This is a genomic window from Streptomyces sp. ME19-01-6 (assembly GCF_033793745.1).
Classification (GTDB): Bacteria; Actinomycetota; Actinomycetes; order Streptomycetales; family Streptomycetaceae; genus Streptomyces.
In genome coordinates, this window is sequence record NZ_JARAXF010000019.1 from 57,259 (window position 1) to 70,762 (window position 13,504).

Below are 13,504 nucleotides of genomic sequence, written 5' to 3' on the forward strand. Positions count from 1 at the left end.
GGCCGGGGCGCCCGGCCCACGCCACCCCCCGCACTCCCTCACCTCCCTCGGACGACGGCGTCCGAGCTCCCCGAGGAGGCACCACCATGCGCAGGATGCTGATCGGCGCGGCCACCGTGGTCGCGGTGCTGCTGGCCGGCTGCTCCACCCGGTCGGGTGACGGCCCCGGCACCGACTCCGCACAGCGGTCGAGTCCCGCCGCCCGGAAGAGCTCCGACTTCGGCACCCTGAAGGACGTGTGCGGCCCCGGCACCGCCAAGTTCTCCTCCGTCCAGGGCGTCACCGACGACGAGATCCAGGTCGGCGTCATGTCCGACATCGGCTTCACCAAACGGTCCGAGTTTGTGGACGCCGCGAAGGTGTTCACGTCCTGGTGCAACGACGCGGGTGGCATCAACGGCCGCGACATCGCTCCCGTCACCCGCGACGCGAAGCTGATGGAGGTCCGCCAGCGGGTGCTGGAGGCATGCAAGGCCGACTTCGCGCTCGTGGGCGGCGGCTCGGCGCTGGACAGCCTTGGCGTCAAGGACCGGCTGAAGTGCCTGCTGCCCAACTTCCCTGCCCAGTCCAGCCAGATCGGCGCCATCGGCTCCGACCTCCAGGTCCTCGCCTCCGGACCCACCGCCGGGTACTTCCAGTACGCCGGCTACTACTCCTGGCTGCTGAAGGACAAGTACCCGGACTCGGCACGCAAGGTCGGTGTCATCGCGGGCGACGCCCCCGTCACCAAGGTCATGGCCGCCCAGTTCAAGGAAGCCGTCGCCGGTCTCGGCGGCACGGTCTCCTACAGCGACTTGTACCCGGCGGCCGGAGTCTCCGACTGGACGCCCTACGCCCAGTCGATCAAGAAGGACGGCGTCAAGGGGCTCGTCTTCCTGGGCGACTTCGCGAGCCTGGCCAAACTGGAGCAGGCCCTCACCGGCATCGGGTACACCCCCGACTGGATCGACGCCAACAGCAACGCCTACGGCCCCGCCTTCCCGCAACTGGCCGGCGCCGCCCTGGGCACACAGCACAACTACGCCGAACTCCTCGGCACCGCCCCGCTGGAGAGTGCGCGGGACAACCCGGCCGTCCAGCAGGTGATCGACCTGTTCGAGAAGTACGACCCCGGCAAGCAGGTCACCTACCCTGCTCTGCGCGCCTTCTCCGCCTGGCTGCTGTTCGCCACCGCCGCCCGCGACTGCGCCGAGCTCACCCGCACGTGCGTGTACGAGAACGCGATGAAGAACACCGCCTTCACCGCCGGTGGCCTGCAGGCCCCCTTCGACCTCACCTCGAAGGAGCCGCCCAAGTGCTACGTCATCGTCGAGGCGACCGCCAAGGGCTGGCAGGCGGCCGACTTCGAACCCGACCACGGCGCGTACCGCTGTGACGCCCCCACCTACAAGTACAAGGGCGACTACGGCAAACCGGCCACCCTCGCCGACGTCGGCAAGTCCCTGGCCGACCTGACATGAACCGGAGGTGAGCGACGTGAAGGTACGCGTCGACCCCGAGCGCTGCCAGGGGCACACCCTGTGCGCCATGCGCGCCCCCAAGGTCTTCGAACTCAGCGAGATCGACGGACACTCCTCGCCGGTCGCCGAGGACGTCCCCAGCGACCAGGAGGACGCCGTGGTCGAGGCCGTCCGCTCCTGCCCCGAACGCGCGATCGGCGTGTTCTGAGCCGTACCCGGCGGACCGAGAGGAAGCACAGCCCATGACCGCACCGGCCACCACCGGCGACGAGGCCCGCAAACAGCCCCGCGTCCACTTCGACCGGCACGCCCCGGAGTACCGCGACCAGTTCGAGGAGCAGACCCGGGCGTTCCACTCGGGCTGCCCGCTCGCCTGGACCGACACCTACGACGGACACTGGGTGGCCGCCGGCAACCGTGAACTGCTCGCCTTCGCCCGCGCCGGGGAGAAGCTGTCCAACGACCACGACGTGCACGGCGAGCGCCGCGGCTACCGGGGCATCAGCATCCCGGCCCCGCCCCGCGGCAGGGGCCTGCGCGGCGGCTTCCTGGAGATGGACCCCCCCGAACAGCGCGCCTATCGCACCGCCCTCAACCCCTACCTCTCCCCGGCGGCCGTCCAGCGATGGATCCCGTTCATCGACGACGTGGCCCGCGCCTGCATCGACGAACGCATCGAGACCGGCCGGATCGACTTCGTCGACGACCTCGCCAACATCGTCCCGGCCGTCTTCACACTCGCCATGATGGGCATCCCGCTGAAGAAGTGGGAGCTGTACAACGAACCCGCCCACGCCGGCGTCTACACCCCGCCCGACTCGCCGGAGATGGCACGGGTGGTGGAGGGGCACATGACGATGATCCGGGACATCGCAGCCACGCTCCAGGAGGTCCGCGCCCACCCACGGCCGGGCCTCGCCGACGCACTCGCCCGTCTGCAGATCGACGGCAAGGTCCCGCCCGAGGAGGACCTGATCGGAGCCCTCGCCCTGCTCATCGGCGGCGGCTTCGACACCACCACCGCGCTCACCGCCCACTCCCTGGAGTGGCTGTCCCAGCACCCCGGCGAGCGGACCCGGTTGAGCCGGGAGCGCGACACCCTGCTGGACACCGCCACGGAGGAGTTCCTTCGCTACTTCACCCCCGCGCCCGGCGACGGCCGCACCGTCGCCGAGGACTGCGAGATCGCAGGCGCCGAGCTCAAGGAGGGCGACCGGCTGTGGCTGTCCTGGGCGATGGCCAACCGCGACCCGCGGGTCTTCACCGACCCCGACCAGGTCGACCTGGCCCGAGGCGGCAACCGCCACACCGCCTTCGGCCTGGGCATCCACCGCTGCATCGGCTCCAACGTCGCGCGGACAGTCTTCAAACGGATGCTCCTCCAGGTCCTCGACCGGATGCCCGACTTCGTGTGCGACCCCGAGGGCACGGTCCACTACGAGACCATCGGCGTCATCCAGGGCATGCGCCACCTCCCGGCGACCTTCACGCCGGGCAACCGCCTCGGACCCGGACTGGCGGAAACCCTGGAGAACCTTCAACAGGCCTGTGACGAGCAGGGACTGGCCGAGCCGGTCACGGTCCGCAAGGCGGAGGCGAAGATCCGTTGAGCGGGGACGAGGACGCTGTCCGTCCACAGCCGGAGATCCGCCAGGAGACCGAATTCTTCTGGACCTCCGGCCGGGACGGACGGCTCCGCTTCCAGACCTGCACCGCGTGCCGGGCACTGATCCACCCGCCGCAGCCCGTCTGCCGCCACTGCCGGGGACACGAGACCGAGGTCGGGGAGGTCTCGGGCTTCGCCACCCTGATCGGCTTCACCGTCAACCACCGCTTCCCGTTCCCCGGCCTGCCCTCCCCGTTCGTCGTCGTCCAGGTGGCGATCGAGGAGGACCCGCGCGTCAGGCTGACCACCAACGTCGTCGGCTGCGCGCCGGAGGACCTGCGGATCGGCATGCGCATGGAGGTGGTGTTCGAGCAGGCCGGCGAGGCCTGGCTCCCTCTGTTCCGGCCGTGCACCGAGCAGCCCCCGCCCGCACCCCTGCCCGAGGACCCCCCGGTCACCACGCATCTGCGCCCGGCGCTGACCGGAGTCCGGTTCGAGGACCGCGCTGTCATCAGCGGCACCGGCGCCTCACGCATCGGCCGCCGTCTGATGGTCCCGCCCCTCGACCTCACCGTCGAGGCCTGCGAGAAGGCCGTCGCCGACGCGGGTCTCACCCTCGACGACATCGACGGTCTGTGCACCTACCCCGGCGGCGGGGCCTACGGCGGCTTCGCCGAGGGCGGTGTGACCGCGCTGGAGTCCGCGCTCGGCATCCGCCCGGTGTGGCACAACGGCGCGGGGGAGACCCCCGGCCCGGGCGGTTCGGTGATCGCCGCGATGCTCGCGGTCGCGGGCGGCCTGGCCCGGCACGTGCTGTGCTTCCGCACGGTGTGGGAGGCGACGTACGGCACACTCGCCCGGCAGGGCAGGATCTCCGTGCCCCGACGGGCGGACGCGGAAGGCTGGTTCAAGCCCTTCGGTGCCGTCTCGCCCGCGGTCATGCTGGCGATGAACGCCCAGCGGCACATGCACCGCTACGGCACCACTCGGGAGACGCTCGGCTGGATCGCCCTCAACCAGCGCGCCAACGCGGCCCGCCACCCGGACGCGATCTACCGCGACCCGCTCACCATGGACGACTACCTCTCCGCGCGTACCGTCACCACCCCCTTCGGCCTCTACGACTGCGACGTCCCCTGCGACGCCTCCGTCGCCGTCGTCGTCTCCGCCGCCGAGACCGTGCCCGACCTCCCCGGACCACTGGTCCGCGTCGAGGCCGTCGGCACGCAGATCGTCGAACGTCCCGAATGGGACCAGTCCACTCTCACGCACGAACCCCAGGTGCTCGGCCAGGCCGCCCACCTGTGGATGCGCACCGATCTGCGCCCTGCCGACGTGGACCTGGCACTGCTCTACGACGGCTTCACCTTCAACTGCCTGTCCTGGATCGAGGCGCTCGGCTTCTGCGGCATCGGCGAGGCCCGCGACTTCCTGGACGGTGGCAAGAACATCGCCCCGGACGGTCCGCTGCCCTTGAACCCGCACGGCGGTCAGCTCTCCCACGGCCGCACCCACGGCATGGGTCTGCTCCACGAGGCCGTGCTCCAGCTGCGCGGCCAGGCGGGGCAGCGGCAGGTCGCGGGCGCGCGCACCGCGGTGGTCTCCAGCGGCGGGCTCACCCCCAGCGGCGTACTCCTGCTCAGGACGGACGCATGACTTCCAAGACCGTGACTTCCAGGACCGAGGCATGACCTCACTCGAACCCGAACTCGCCACCCCCGTACGCCGGCAGGTCGTCGACGTGCACGGCATCCCCGCCTCCGCACTGGTGGCCGAGGTACCGCGACCGCAGGCCGTGATCGTGGCCCTGCACGGCGGCGCCACCACCTCCGCCTACTTCGACCACCCCGGGCACCCGAGGCTCTCCCTCCTGCGCACCGCCGCCGCGGCCGGCTTCACCGTCCTCGCCCCGGACCGCCCCGGCTACGGCAGTTCCGCCGGGCACGAGGACCACATGCGTACGCCCGACCAGCTCACCGACTTCGCGTACGAGGCCGTCGAGGCGCTGCTGAAGGACCGTGAACGCGGTGTGGGCGTATTCCTGTGGGCGCACTCGGCGGGCTCCGAACTCGCGCTGCGTATGGCAAGCGACCCGCGGGCCGGGGAGCCGCTCGGCGTGGAGCTGGCCGGCATGGGCCGGGTGCACCACCCCCGGGCAGTGCGGGCGATGGAGGAGTGGCGGAGCGACCCGACCCGCACCCGGCCCAGCCTGCGCCAGGCGCTGTGGTATCCGCCGCAGGCCTACCCGCCCGATGTACACGGTGGACAGCGCATTGGCGCGGCCTCGCCCGCCTATGAGGGACACCGGGAGGGCTGGCAGGAGGACCTGGTGCGGCTGGCGGCGCGTGTCGCGGTGCCGGTCCACATCACCCTCGCCGAACACGAGCAGGTGTGGATCAACGGGCCGGAGGGCCTGTCGGACCTCGCCTCGCTGTTCACCGGCTCACCTCGCGTGGTGCTCCACGAGCAGGCGGGGGCGGGCCACAACACCAGCGTTGGGCGGACGGCCCTCGCCTACCATCTGCACGTCCTGGCCTTCGTCGAGGAGTGCGCGCTCGGCGTGCCCGCGCTGCCCGCGGAGCGGGGGCGGCGCGATGGGTGAGGCCTTCGACGCCGCGCTGCTGGTGGTCCGGCTCGTGCTGGGCGCGGTCATGGTGGCGCACGGCTGGAACCACTGGCGGGGCGGGGGCGGCATCACCGGCACCGCGCGCTGGTTCGCCGGCTTGGGTCTGACCCGGCCGCGTCTGCAGGCGTGGCTTAGTGTGGTCACCGAGATCGGCGCGGGCGCCCTCCTGGTGCTCGGACTGCTCACGCCGCTGGCCTGCGCGGCGGTGCTGTCGGTCATGCTGGTCGCTGGGCTGCTCGCCCACCGGCCGCACGGGTTCTTCGTCTTCAAGGAAGGCTGGGAGTACGTCCTCGTCCTGGCCGTGCTCTCCCTCGCGCTCGGCGCCTGGGGTCCGGGGGAGTACGCGGTCGACACGGCGGCCGGCACCGCAGTCACGGGGTGGGCGGGCGCCGGTGTCGTGCTGGGACTCGGCGTGGCGGCGACTGCTGTACTGCTCGCCCTGTTCTGGCGCCCCCGGAGGACTGCATGAGCAGACCCCCACTGCGCGTGGGATTCATCGGACTGGGCAGTCAGGGCGCGCCCATGGCACGCCGCATCATCGCCGCCGGACACGAAACGACCCTGTGGGCCCGCAGACCCGCCACGCTGATGCCGTTCGTGGACTGCGGTGCCAAGCTGGTCACCTCGCCCGCCGAACTGGCCATGACCAGCGACCTGGTGTGCCTGTGCGTCGTCGATGACGCCGATGTCGAGCAGGTGGTCACCGGACCGGACGGGGTTCTCGCCGGACTGCGCCGGGGCGGCGTGATCGCCGTCCATTCCACGGTGCACCCCGACACCTGCCGTCGCCTGGAGACGTCGGCCCGCACGTGCGGCGTCTTTCTCGTGGACGCGCCGGTCAGCGGGGGCGGCCGGGCGGCCGACCAGGGCTCCCTGGTCGTCATGGCGGGCGGGGACCCGCAGGTCTTCGCCCGCTGCCGCCCGGTGTTCGCCACCTACGGCGACCCCGTCGTCCACCTCGGCCCGACCGGCTCCGGCCAGTTGGCGAAGATCCTCAACAACCTGCTGTTCACGGCCCACCTGGGGCTCGCCGCGGATGTGCTCGGGCTGGGGGCCACCCTCGGTCTCGACCGAGCGGCGCTGAGCCGGGCGCTGCCACGCGGCAGCGCGGCCAGCTTCGCGCTGGAGCGGGTCGCCGATGCCGGCGGCGGCCTGGACCGCATCGCCTCCCACGGGGGGAGCCTGCTCGCCAAGGACGTGCGCCTCTTCGCCGAGATCGCGGACAGGGCCGGCGTGCGCGAGGGGGCGGTAATCCGGGGGGCGGCCCTGGCCGCTCTCGCCGCGATGGGACGGTGAGGGGAAGAAGAGGCGAACCCACTCTCGCCCCCGGGCCGCGCCCGTGCGTACTGTGTGCGAGCACCTCTCCACCGCAGGAAGGGGCAGGACATGGTGTCTGACCGGCGTGCGCAGATTCTGGAGGCCGCGCTGGAGGTCATGGCCGCCCACGGCTTCAAGGGCACCTCGATCGACGCGGTGGCCGATCGGGCCGGCCTCACCCGGCAGGGCGTCCTGTACTACTTCCCCAGCAAGAAGCGGTTGCTGCTGGAGATCCTCAGTTTCCGTGAGGAGCTCGCCCGGGAGAACCTGGCGGGACGGCGGGTCGGCGAGGACTGGGCCGGCGACTTCGCCGAGACCGTCGCCTTCGAACAGAGTCGTCCGTCGCTCGCCACCGTGTACAGCGTGGTGCTGGCCGAGGCGGTTACCGGCCAGGAACCCGCCGCCGGTTTCGTCCGGCAGCGGTGCCGCTCCGTGCAGGACCACCTGGTCGCGAGGCTGGTCGAACGGTATGGGGAGCGCGTGCCCAGCGGGCTGAGCGCGCCGATCGCAGCGGCTGCCGTGCTGGCGCTGATCGAGGGCGTCCACCAGTTGCGGCTCGTGGACTCGGAGGCGGACCGCTACCCGCAGATCGTCCGGGAGGCCATGGCGGTGCTCCTCGGCACCGGCACGTCTGCCACGGAGGGTCAATCCCCTGCGACGAAGGGGTAGATGCGGGTGAAGTCGGCGTCGGGTTCCGCGGCGGTGAACGCCTCCCACACCGAGCCCGTCACCGCCCCCAAGGTCCGGGCACCGCTCAGCCGCCGCACCTCCTCCAGGTAGAGCCGCACGTCCTTGACCATCAGCGCGTTGCTGAACCCCGAGGCGTAGCGACCTGTGAGCACCTCGCTGGGGAACTTGTCCGCACTGGCTCCGCTGCGTCCGCTGGAGGCGTTGAGCACCTCCAGCATCACGGTCGGGTCCAGCCCGGCACCCCGCCCGAAGGCTACGGCCTCGCTGGTCGCCGCGAGAGCGGTCGCGGACAGGAAGTTATTGGCCAGCTTCAGCGCCTGTGCCTGCCCGGGCCGGTCGCCGACCCTGCGCCGCCGGTCGCTCAGCCGGCCAGGACCGGCTCCACCCGGGCGCAGTCCTCGTCCGTCCCGGCGTACATGACCATCAGGGTGCGCCGACGTGCCCCGGCCACCCCACCCGACACGGGCGCGTCCACGTACGCCAGCCCCATCGCGGACAGCATGCGGGCGGCCGCCACCCCCACTGTGGACGTGTCCACGACGTGGGTGACCTGCCGGTCCCGAGCGGTACCGAGCTCCCGTACCACCTCCTGGCAGACCTCTCCGTCCGGCAGGCTGAGCACCACGGTTGCCGCTGCCCGCGCAACGTCTGACGGGCCCGGCGCCCAACGGGCGCCCAGCGGAGTCCGCGCAGGACCGGCGGCGTCGTACGCCACCACCTCGAACCCGGCCCGGACCAGGTTCGACGCCAGCACGCCACCCATGGCGCCCAGCCCGACGCAGCCGACCACGGCTAACCGGCCCTTCACTCCCCCTCCCGGGCGCCACGGACCTCGCGGACGGCGGAGCGGGCGGAGTTCCCGGCCGGGGCGCCGCAGTAGGCGGCGATCTGGAACAGCAGTTCGTCGACCTCGGCGTCGGTGACCCCGGCGCGCGGCCCGGCACCGAGATGAAGACGGAACTCGTCCATCCGCCCGAGCGCCGCGGACCTGGCCAGCACCAGCAGGCTGCGGTCGCGATGGCTCAAGGGCCCGCCGCGCGCCCACGCGCCCCACGCCATGGATACCAAGTGGTCATGGAACTCGGCGGGAATGGGATCGCCCGGAGGCAGACGTGTGCTGTCGTCGCCGAGAATCTCCGCCCGAGCCGCGCCGGCGGCCCGCCGCCATTCGCCGTTGTACATCCGCGCTCTCCTTCTCCGACCCGGCGCGGGGCCGGGCCTGACCATGATGAGCTGAGCCGTCTTCGGGCCCTCGTCAGGAACACGGGGGAGGCTGGGCGTGGACGCGGCCGTCCAGGACTGTCGTCATTGCGGCCGTCCGAGACGCCACCACCGTATCGGCCCGCCGGAACGGCATCAACATATGCGACAGCAGTCGTTAGGCAGGGTCGGAAATGCTATTCTCCATTAACGAGACTGTTGTTATCGTAGGCCGGGTCACCCTGAGTGGAGGTTCCGACCCATGGCGCACTTCCCCAAGCCCTCCGAGGGCAGTTGGACCGAGCACTTCAAGATCGACACCGGTCCCGTCTCCTACGCGGACTCGATCTCGCCGGAGTTCTACGAGCTGGAACGGGACGCCATCTTCCGCCGGACCTGGCTGAACGTCGGGCGCGTCGAGCAACTCCCGCGCAAGGGCAGCTACTTCACCAAGGAGCTGGACGCCGCGCGGGCGTCCGTCGTCGTGGTCCGCGGCACGGACGGCGAGGTGCGCGCCTTCCACAACGTGTGCCGCCACCGCGGCAACAAGCTCGTGTGGGACGACTACCCGCGCGAGGAGACCAAGGGCACCTGCCGGGCTTTCACCTGCAAGTACCACGCCTGGCGCTACGACCTGGAGGGCAAGCTCACCTTCGTCCAGCAGGAGTCGGAGTTCTTCGGTATCGATACGTCGAAGTACGGGCTGATGCAGGTACAGACGGAGGTGTGGGAGGGGTTCATCTTCGTCAACCTCGACCCGGAGAACACCACACCCCTCAAGACCTACCTCGGCAAGTTCGCGCAGGGCATCGACGGCTACCCGTTCCACAAGTTGACCCAGGTGCACAAGTACCGTGCCGAGATCGGCAGCAACTGGAAGCTGTTCATCGACGCGTTCGCCGAGTTCTACCACGCTCCGATCCTCCATGCCGGCCAGTACGAGTCGGGCGAGGCCGCCAAGATCAAGAAGTACGGCTACGAGGCGCTGTCCTACGACGTCGACGGCCCGCACAGCATGGTCTCCTCGTGGGGCGGTATCGCGCCCCCCAAGGAGAAGGCCATGGTCAAGCCCATCGAACGGGTGCTGCGCAGCGGCCTGTTCGGGCCGTGGGACGCCCCCGACATCGGCATGACGACCGAGGAGCTGCCGCCGGCGATCAACCCGACGCGCAACGAGGTCTGGGGCATGGACTCGTTCGTGTTCTTCCCGAACTTCATGCTGCTGATCTGGCGGCCCAACTGGGTGCTGACGTACCACTACTGGCCGACGTCGTACAACACCCACATTTTCGAGGGGACCTGCTACTTCGTTCCGCCGGAGAACGGCTTCCAGCGGCTCCAGCAGGAACTCGCCGCCGTGACCTTCAAGGAGTACGGCCTCCAGGACGGCAACACCCTGGAAGCGACCCAGACGATGCTGGAGTCGCGGACAGTGGACCAGTTCCCGCTCTGCGACCAGGAGGTCCTGCTCCGCCATCTGCACAACACCACGCAGAGCTACGTGCGCGAGTACCAGCAGCGCAACGCCGCGGCGCCCACCTCCTGAGACGCCCTCCGCCCGAAGCGCCCGCCGAACAGACACGGAGACCTTAGACATGGGCAACGTCTTTCCCCCCGACTTCGCCGCGCTGGAGCCGTTCGCGGACTGGGCGGTCCGCGGCGAGCGGGCCCGCTACGCCAAACGCGTCACCAGCACCATGGAGGAGCTTCAGGCTTTCTACGACGTGGCGTATCCACTCCTCCAGCAGAACACCGAGTATTTGGAGAACCTCCGCCTCGACGGGATCAGCGACGAGGACAAGCACCTGCTGTGGGCGTTCTGCGCACTGGTGACCGTCGCCTTCCCGGTGGAGGCGTGGGGCCAGCCGAGGGTGCCGGACAGCGGCCCGTCGAGCATCGACGCCGTCATCGAACCCGCCGTGTGATGGGCGGCCGGGAACGCGGGGCGGCCGGCAGGGAGAAGGCGCCGCAGCCCCCCGTGCTGCTGCGGGCGGCACGCCTGCTGGACGTCGACAAGGGCGAGATCGTGGAGCCGGGCCAGGTGTTGGTGTTGGGCGAGCACATCGCCGAGGTCCAGCCCACTCGGCTGCCCGAGGGCACGGTCGTCCGCGACCTCGGGGACGTCACCCTGCTGCCGGGCCTGATGGACATGGAGGTCAACCTCTTCCTCGGCGGTCCGGACCACCGCAGCCCACTGATCCCGGTCCAGGAGGACCCGGCCGTACGGACCCTGCGTGCCGCCGCCAACGCCCGCCGCACCCTGAGCCGCGGCTATACCACCGTGCGCAACCTCGGCCTGTTCGTGCAGACCGGGGGAGTGCTGCTGGACGTCGCACTGAAGAAGGCGATCGACCTGGGCTGGGTCGAGGGCCCGAGGGTGGTGCCCGCCGGGCACGCGATCGCCCCGACCGGCGGGCACCTGGATCCGACCATGTTCCAGGCATTCGCGCCGGGCGTGCTGCCGCTCACCGTGGAGGAAGGCATCGCCAACGGGGTGGCGGAGGTGCGCAAGGCGGTGCGCCACCAGATCAAGTACGGGGCACGGGTCATCAAGGTATGCGCCTCCAACGGCGTCATGTCGCACACCGGCCCCGCTGGTGCGCAGCAATACTCCGACGAGGAACTGTGCGCCGTCGTCGACGAGGCGCACCGCGCGGGGCTGAAGGTCGCCGCGCACTGCATGGGCGACTCGGCGATCCGGGCCGCCCTGGAGGCCGGCATCGACTGCATCGAGCACGGCTTCCTGGCCAGTGACGCCACCCTCGACCTGATGATCGAGCGCGGCACCTTCCTGGTGGCCACCACCTCGCTCACCGAGGGCATGGACACCGCGCACGCGGACCCGGCGCTCCGGGCGAAGGCCGCCGACGTCTTCCCACGCGCCCGCGAGTCCACCGCCCGCGCGATCCGGCGCGGGGTCAAGGTCGCACTCGGCACCGACGCCCCCGCCATCCCGCACGGCAGGGGCGTCATGGAACTCCTCGCCCTCGCCGACCGGGGCATGCGGCCGATCGACGCCCTGCGCGCCGCGACCACCGTCGCCGCCGAACTGATCGACGCCGACGACCGGGGCCGGATCGCCCCCGGACTGCTCGCCGACGTCATCGCGGTGCCCGGCGATCCGCTCACGGACCTGTCCGTCACCGGGAAGGTGTGCTTCGTGATGAAGGGTGGCCGGGTGTACCGCGACGACACAGCGGGCTCCTGACCCCGCCGAAACGACCGGGCCGGCGCCGCGCGGGAAGCCGAGGAGGGGACCGCGCGGCACCGTCGAGGCCTCGCGCGCCCACAAAAGGACCGTGATGTACGACTACGTCGCCGCGGGCGCCGTGGCCGAGGGCGGCGTGCCGGCCGGACGGCTCTCGAGCCATCAGGTCCGCGTGCTGCTCGTCGAGGCGGGCGGCGCCGACCGGCGCCCGTACCTGCGGATCACGCGCGGGACGGGCAGGCCCGAGAAGTACGCGGCGCTGGTGCAGCACCTGCGCGAGGACGACTCCCCCAACTGAGAGCGCGTCAGGCAGGTCCGGGACGTAGCGAGGACATTTCGCCTGAGTGCTGGGAGCGTGGCGCCACGCGAAGCCGCTGGCGTGCGCTCACATCCGTCAATCCAATGGAGGCGAATTCTGTGGCCCGAAGACTGAACCTGTTATCGACCGCGGTCCTCACATGTGGCGCCCTGTTGGGTGTCAGCACACCGGCCGACGCGGCCGAACCCGCACCGGAGGTCATCCCGATCGACCTGCTGCTGGCCGGCTCCTATACCGACGCGGCCCGCGAGGCGATCGCGATCTGGAACACGGCCGTCCCGACGATCAAGCTCGTCGAGCAGGGCACTCCGGCGGCGCTGCGGGTCATGGAGTACAAGACGGCCAGGGGTGTCCAATCCCACGTCAACATCAAAGGCGCGGGACGCGGCTGGGTGTACCTGGAGGTCGGGGACGCCCAGTTGTACAAGCCTTCCCGCATCGTCGTCCACGAACTGGGTCACATTCTGTCGCTTCCCGACCTGGGCCCGGGCAGCCCGTGCTCCAAGGTGATGTCGGGCGCCTGGGGAGGAGCGGACTGCGTCAACGATCAGCCAGACGCCAGTGAGAAGGCCGCTGTCAAAGACTTCTTCGCCGCCAACGACGTCGGTGACCGGGTCCCGTGGTGGGGGTCAGGACTCGCTGCACGGTAGGGGTGGTCGGTTGTCGCCGGGCTGCCAACCACGGCCCGGCTCTGCCTCGCCAGCGTCGGGGCTGGAGACATTCACCTCCCTGACGGTTCCGGTTCCACGGGCCTCGTCACACCGGACAGGAGCTGCGTGCCGTCGGCGTGGCGGTACGACTGTGGACCGTCCGCATGTCGGTGCCTGGCTGCGCGAACCCCGCTGCCTGATGCTGCGGTTCGGTCCCGACACTCCGCTCGGCGCCCCCCGGAACCTGGCGACCCGGCCTCCCAGGTCTTACCGCGGCTGCTTACCCGCCCGGACCCGCCGGCCGGCCCGGCCTAAGACGCGATGGCCTTTCTCAAGCCGCGCGCGGACCTCGAACGGCCCGACACCGTGGCCCTGCTGGTCCCTCGCCGCCCTCCAGGCGGGCGAGCGGGCAAGAGCCCGGCGACGCG

General features: G+C 70.9%; 16 protein-coding genes. 13 read left to right on the forward strand and 3 right to left on the reverse strand.

The annotated features are described in order from the left end of the window. Window positions 1-86: 86 nt before the first annotated feature. The 8 genes from PV419_RS33035 to PV419_RS33070 all read left to right on the forward strand — a co-directional run bounded on the left by PV419_RS33035 (window position 87) and on the right by PV419_RS33070 (window position 7,678). Complete coding sequence (locus PV419_RS33035) at window positions 87-1,460, forward strand: ABC transporter substrate-binding protein (RefSeq protein ID WP_319695223.1); 1,374 nt, start codon at window positions 87-89, stop codon at window positions 1,458-1,460. 7 nt (window positions 1,461-1,467) lie between these two features. Further along, window positions 1,468-1,668, forward strand: coding sequence for a ferredoxin (locus PV419_RS33040; protein WP_319695224.1), 201 nt, complete (start codon window positions 1,468-1,470; stop codon window positions 1,666-1,668). A 34-nt stretch (window positions 1,669-1,702) separates the two neighbouring features. Further along, window positions 1,703-3,070 (forward strand): cytochrome P450, encoded by a 1,368-nt coding sequence (locus PV419_RS33045; RefSeq protein WP_319695225.1) that lies wholly within the window; start codon window positions 1,703-1,705, stop codon window positions 3,068-3,070. Then, window positions 3,067-4,722 carry a thiolase C-terminal domain-containing protein gene (locus tag PV419_RS33050; protein WP_319695227.1) on the forward strand — a complete coding sequence of 552 codons (1,656 nt, stop codon included), beginning with the start codon at window positions 3,067-3,069 and terminating at the stop codon, window positions 4,720-4,722. The genes PV419_RS33045 and PV419_RS33050 overlap by 4 nt, the downstream gene beginning before the upstream one ends. A gap of 31 nt (window positions 4,723-4,753) precedes the next feature. Next, entirely contained in the window at window positions 4,754-5,668 is a 915-nt protein-coding gene (locus tag PV419_RS33055) for an alpha/beta hydrolase (protein ID WP_319695228.1), read from the forward strand. Continuing rightward, entirely contained in the window at window positions 5,661-6,161 is a 501-nt protein-coding gene (locus PV419_RS33060) for a DoxX family protein (RefSeq protein WP_319695229.1), read from the forward strand. The genes PV419_RS33055 and PV419_RS33060 overlap by 8 nt, the downstream gene beginning before the upstream one ends. Beyond that, window positions 6,158-6,988 (forward strand): NAD(P)-dependent oxidoreductase, encoded by an 831-nt coding sequence (locus PV419_RS33065; protein ID WP_319695230.1) that lies wholly within the window; start codon window positions 6,158-6,160, stop codon window positions 6,986-6,988. The genes PV419_RS33060 and PV419_RS33065 overlap by 4 nt, the downstream gene beginning before the upstream one ends. Before the next feature lie 90 nt (window positions 6,989-7,078). Further along, window positions 7,079-7,678, forward strand: coding sequence for a helix-turn-helix domain-containing protein (locus PV419_RS33070; RefSeq protein ID WP_319695232.1), 600 nt, complete (start codon window positions 7,079-7,081; stop codon window positions 7,676-7,678). On the opposite strand, the gene PV419_RS33075 is transcribed toward PV419_RS33070, so the two are convergent. Genes PV419_RS33075 through PV419_RS33085 form a run of 3 tightly spaced genes read right to left on the reverse strand, consistent with a single transcriptional unit; the run spans window position 7,654 to window position 8,881 of the window. Beyond that, window positions 7,654-8,094, reverse strand: a complete 441-nt coding sequence (locus tag PV419_RS33075; protein ID WP_319695444.1) for an NAD-binding protein — start codon at window positions 8,092-8,094, stop codon at window positions 7,654-7,656. The genes PV419_RS33070 and PV419_RS33075 overlap by 25 nt on opposite strands. Then, window positions 8,061-8,507 (reverse strand): NAD(P)-binding domain-containing protein, encoded by a 447-nt coding sequence (locus PV419_RS33080; protein WP_319695235.1) that lies wholly within the window; start codon window positions 8,505-8,507, stop codon window positions 8,061-8,063. The genes PV419_RS33075 and PV419_RS33080 overlap by 34 nt, the downstream gene beginning before the upstream one ends. Next, window positions 8,504-8,881: a carboxymuconolactone decarboxylase family protein gene (locus PV419_RS33085; protein WP_319695238.1), complete on the reverse strand. Its 378-nt coding sequence runs from the start codon at window positions 8,879-8,881 to the stop codon at window positions 8,504-8,506. The genes PV419_RS33080 and PV419_RS33085 overlap by 4 nt, the downstream gene beginning before the upstream one ends. A 280-nt stretch (window positions 8,882-9,161) precedes the next feature. Here PV419_RS33085 and PV419_RS33090 point away from each other — a divergent pair, with 280 nt between their 5' ends. The 5 genes from PV419_RS33090 (at window position 9,162) to PV419_RS33110 (ending at window position 13,076) form a co-directional block, all read left to right on the forward strand. Continuing rightward, window positions 9,162-10,445: an aromatic ring-hydroxylating dioxygenase subunit alpha gene (locus PV419_RS33090; RefSeq protein WP_319695240.1), complete on the forward strand. Its 1,284-nt coding sequence runs from the start codon at window positions 9,162-9,164 to the stop codon at window positions 10,443-10,445. 49 nt (window positions 10,446-10,494) lie between these two features. After that, complete coding sequence (locus PV419_RS33095; protein ID WP_319695242.1) at window positions 10,495-10,824, forward strand: hypothetical protein; 330 nt, start codon at window positions 10,495-10,497, stop codon at window positions 10,822-10,824. Continuing rightward, on the forward strand, window positions 10,824-12,107 hold the full coding sequence (locus tag PV419_RS33100) for an amidohydrolase family protein (protein ID WP_319695244.1): 1,284 nt from the start codon (window positions 10,824-10,826) through the stop codon (window positions 12,105-12,107). The genes PV419_RS33095 and PV419_RS33100 overlap by 1 nt, the downstream gene beginning before the upstream one ends. A gap of 94 nt (window positions 12,108-12,201) precedes the next feature. Further along, entirely contained in the window at window positions 12,202-12,405 is a 204-nt protein-coding gene (locus PV419_RS33105) for a hypothetical protein (RefSeq protein ID WP_319695246.1), read from the forward strand. A 173-nt stretch (window positions 12,406-12,578) separates the two neighbouring features. Next, window positions 12,579-13,076, forward strand: coding sequence for a snapalysin family zinc-dependent metalloprotease (locus PV419_RS33110; RefSeq protein WP_319695247.1), 498 nt, complete (start codon window positions 12,579-12,581; stop codon window positions 13,074-13,076). Window positions 13,077-13,504 lie beyond the last annotated feature (428 nt).

What these genes read in the sequence shown, in the direction of transcription:
- PV419_RS33035 (WP_319695223.1), top strand. Translation starts at nt 87, where the DNA reads ATGCGCAGGATGCTGATCGGCGCGGCCACCGTGGTCGCGGTGCTGCTG.
- PV419_RS33045 (WP_319695225.1), top strand. Translation starts at nt 1,703, where the DNA reads ATGACCGCACCGGCCACCACCGGCGACGAGGCCCGCAAACAGCCCCGC.
- PV419_RS33055 (WP_319695228.1), top strand. Translation starts at nt 4,754, where the DNA reads ATGACCTCACTCGAACCCGAACTCGCCACCCCCGTACGCCGGCAGGTC.
- PV419_RS33060 (WP_319695229.1), top strand. Translation starts at nt 5,661, where the DNA reads ATGGGTGAGGCCTTCGACGCCGCGCTGCTGGTGGTCCGGCTCGTGCTG.
- PV419_RS33065 (WP_319695230.1), top strand. Translation starts at nt 6,158, where the DNA reads ATGAGCAGACCCCCACTGCGCGTGGGATTCATCGGACTGGGCAGTCAG.
- PV419_RS33070 (WP_319695232.1), top strand. Translation starts at nt 7,079, where the DNA reads ATGGTGTCTGACCGGCGTGCGCAGATTCTGGAGGCCGCGCTGGAGGTC.
- PV419_RS33085 (WP_319695238.1), bottom strand. Translation starts at nt 8,881, where the DNA reads ATGTACAACGGCGAATGGCGGCGGGCCGCCGGCGCGGCTCGGGCGGAG.
- PV419_RS33090 (WP_319695240.1), top strand. Translation starts at nt 9,162, where the DNA reads ATGGCGCACTTCCCCAAGCCCTCCGAGGGCAGTTGGACCGAGCACTTC.
- PV419_RS33095 (WP_319695242.1), top strand. Translation starts at nt 10,495, where the DNA reads ATGGGCAACGTCTTTCCCCCCGACTTCGCCGCGCTGGAGCCGTTCGCG.
- PV419_RS33100 (WP_319695244.1), top strand. Translation starts at nt 10,824, where the DNA reads ATGGGCGGCCGGGAACGCGGGGCGGCCGGCAGGGAGAAGGCGCCGCAG.
- PV419_RS33105 (WP_319695246.1), top strand. Translation starts at nt 12,202, where the DNA reads ATGTACGACTACGTCGCCGCGGGCGCCGTGGCCGAGGGCGGCGTGCCG.